The organism is Endozoicomonas sp. Z74 (assembly GCF_057680865.1).
The window spans coordinates 1-3,116 of sequence record NZ_JBLYZI010000198.1; the positions used below are offsets into that span (position 1 = coordinate 1).

The 3,116-nt window shown below is 49.4% G+C and carries 3 protein-coding genes; 1 reads left to right on the plus strand and 2 read right to left on the minus strand.

Annotated features, from left to right (window positions below):
- Positions 1 to 111: 111 nt before the first annotated feature.
- Positions 112 to 522 carry a hypothetical protein gene (locus ACNRUY_RS26045; protein WP_488114583.1) on the minus strand — a complete coding sequence of 137 codons (411 nt, stop codon included), beginning with the start codon at positions 520 to 522 and terminating at the stop codon, positions 112 to 114.
- Between the two features lie 28 nt (positions 523 to 550).
- On the minus strand, positions 551 to 1,009 hold the full coding sequence (locus tag ACNRUY_RS26050) for a hypothetical protein (protein ID WP_488114584.1): 459 nt from the start codon (positions 1,007 to 1,009) through the stop codon (positions 551 to 553).
- A 480-nt stretch (positions 1,010 to 1,489) separates the two neighbouring features.
- Between ACNRUY_RS26050 and ACNRUY_RS26055 the strand changes: the two genes are divergently transcribed.
- Positions 1,490 to 2,839: a DEAD/DEAH box helicase gene (locus ACNRUY_RS26055; protein WP_488114585.1), complete on the plus strand. Its 1,350-nt coding sequence runs from the start codon at positions 1,490 to 1,492 to the stop codon at positions 2,837 to 2,839.
- Positions 2,840 to 3,116 lie beyond the last annotated feature (277 nt).

Sequence of the window (3,116 nt, forward strand, 5' to 3'; positions counted from 1 at the left end):
AACCTTCTCAAGCTTGATACTTCAGTGAAGGCTGGTATCAAGAACAAACGTAAAACCTGTGGCTGGGATGAAGACTATATGATGAAAGTGCTTGGGCTGATTGATTCTTGATCATGTTTTTGCCCTGTCGGCCTCACTGATTATTTGTACACAAGAATAGCCTCGTTTCTCTGTAGGATTGTAATCCAGATTTTTAATGTTAAAGCGATTTTGGTCAGTGTTTTCCTCTACAGCAGACATTATGAGAGATAAGAACTTGTTGTCGCTTTCCGTTTTTTGCAAAGGAAACATGAGCACCTGAGCACCAAAACTTTCTTTATCCTTGCTTCCATTTTTAGCGAACTCCATGCCTTCTGGAGATGATCTCACTAAATGCCAACCATCGGAATTTGGCGTTTTAATATTAATGTAATCACCTTTATATAAATAACCTGCAGGAACTGGCTGTGGCTCATGGTATTGGTGATTAGCACAGCCCGATACAGCGACTGATGCTGCTATAGCAACTATAAGATTCCGCATGATTTTTCCTTGATTGTCCCAGGCTCTATTAATTCATTGGTACGAAATACAGTTCATATCTTTCCAAATTTTTTAATTTAAAGAAATCGCAATCTTCTAAATCTTCCTCTGCACTGGATGCTTGTGATCCTATATTAATAAACCTTATCGTGATTTCAAATATCCCTGGCCCAATATCAAATTCTGGCTCATCTCCATAACCGTAGGCCGGGGAAGATAACTTTACCTTTCCAGATTCAGTAGTGATTTTAGTGGTGGCATCATGGCTACCCTTTGGGGGTTTACCACTTGGGCGGCCCATATGAATAGATACAGCATGGCTATTGTAATCGCCAGTTGTAATGATATGTATGCTGCTTCTACCCTGACGGTATCCTTTTCTAATTATTTCGTCAGACCACTCCTCCTCTATTTCATAAGGATTCGTTTTGCTGTCAAAGACATAGAACTGATAATGATCTGCAAATATTCTGTGCTGTCCGATCATAACTATTTGTAATTTAATAGAAATTCAGGTGGTTTTAAGCTCTGCTGCTTTATTTCTCACTTTGGTTTTTGTTTTTTGTCGGGTGATGGCTGGCCATGCCCGTCAGCGAAATGAGCAAAAAATAGCCTCTGAAAGGTTTTACCCACACTACCGTCCTTCCCGGCCCCTTCAAGAATAGTCAGGCTGTTATTTGTACGACATTTGTACAAGATGGCTCTTTTGAAAAGCGATCGGATACCGGGCTGAAATAGTACCATCGATCAACAAGTCTTTACATTAAGCAAAGCGGGTTTTTGGGTCGTGAAAACAGTTTGCTTCCCTGTTGTGCAGAGGGAGGCAGGAAAATTGTCTTTCTTCCTCTATGGTCATTTATTATGAAAAAGGCAAACCCCCATAGCCTGGGGCCTTCACAACCTGTATGCTAGCCGCCCGCCTGGTCAGTCACTGCGGCTGCAATTAGGCTTTACACGAGATTGATTCATGACCTTTGACTCCCTGGGGTTATCCGCCCCCCTTCTGAAAGCCGTTGCCGAACAGGGCTACGAGAAGCCTTCCCCGATTCAGGCGGAGGCGATTCCGGCGGTGCTGGAAGGCAGGGATGTAATGGCGGCAGCCCAGACCGGCACGGGCAAAACCGCGGGTTTTACCCTGCCGTTGCTGCAAAGGTTAAGCCAGGGGGAGCGATCCAGAGGCAATCAGGTGCGGGCGCTGGTGCTGACACCTACTCGTGAACTGGCGGCCCAGGTGGGCGACAGTGTTGCCACTTATGGGCGGCACTTGCCGCTGCGTTCCACCGTGGTGTTTGGCGGGGTCAAGATTAATCCTCAGATGATGAATCTTCGTCGGGGAGCCGATGTGCTGGTGGCAACACCGGGCCGCCTGCTGGATCTGTATAACCAGAATGCCGTGAAGTTCAAACACCTGGAAGTGCTGATTCTGGATGAAGCGGACCGGATGCTGGATATGGGCTTTATCCATGACATTCGCCGGATCCTGGCGCTGTTGCCAAAGCAACGTCAGAACCTGATGTTTTCGGCCACCTTTTCCGATGAGATTCGTCAGCTGGCCAAAGGCATTGTCCATAACCCGGTTGAAATCTCGGTATCCCCCCGTAATACCACAGCCAAAACCGTCCGGCAGTGGATTTACCCGGTGGACAAAAAAAGCAAGCCCGCCCTGTTGACCCAGTTGATTCGCAATAATGACTGGCATCAGGTGCTGGTGTTTACCCGCACCAAACACGGCGCCAACCGGCTGACCCGTCACCTGGAAGGGAAGGGCATACAAGCGGCGGCGATCCATGGCAATAAAAGCCAGGGGGCTCGTACCCGGGCACTGGCGGAGTTCAAGAATCATCAGATCCAGGCTCTGGTGGCGACGGATATTGCCGCCCGTGGCCTGGATATTGATCAGCTGCCCCAGGTGGTGAATTTTGATCTGCCCAATGTGCCGGAAGATTATGTGCACCGGATTGGTCGTACCGGTCGGGCTGGGGCTGAAGGACACGCGGTGTCACTGGTGTGTGCTGATGAATTCAAACAGCTCCGGGATATTGAGCGGCTGATTAACCAGGTGCTGACCCGGGAGGTTCTGGCCGGTTTTGAACCGGTGAATGAACTGCCGGAAACCCGGCTCTCCCAGCGCCCTGCACGGCCAAAGAAACCGAAGAAACCTAAGGAGCCCCGTCAACCTCAGAGTGATGAGCGCAGGGCGCCTGGCCAGCAGAAAAGAAGTCAGCACTCTGACAGAAAGCCATCGGCAGAGGGTCGTCCAAGACGACGTCGGTCTTCAGGCTCTGGAAACCGGTCGACCAGGCCTTCCAAGGGATAAGTGATCATAAGGTAACTCTTCCGGCTATGCCGGGGGCGTATAAGTGATACCGAGTCTTTGGTAGCTCATACACCGCTTTACCCTCACCCCAGCCCTCTCCCAAAGGGAGAGGGAGCTTGAAAGTGCCACATAATGAAGCCCCCTCCCTCTGGGCTGTCTCTTAGTCACAAATCCTAATCTTGGTTTATCCTTTTCTGAGACAGACCAAGATCATGATGCCACTGCCTCCTCAACAATGGGCTGAACAGACTTTCGGATGTGCCAAGATGGGAGATAC

Bases quoted from the DNA above. Each gene is read 5' to 3' on its own strand.
- ACNRUY_RS26045 (WP_488114583.1), bottom strand. From the start codon at position 522: ATGCGGAATCTTATAGTTGCTATAGCAGCATCAGTCGCTGTATCGGGC.
- ACNRUY_RS26050 (WP_488114584.1), bottom strand. From the start codon at position 1,009: ATGATCGGACAGCACAGAATATTTGCAGATCATTATCAGTTCTATGTC.
- ACNRUY_RS26055 (WP_488114585.1), top strand. From the start codon at position 1,490: ATGACCTTTGACTCCCTGGGGTTATCCGCCCCCCTTCTGAAAGCCGTT.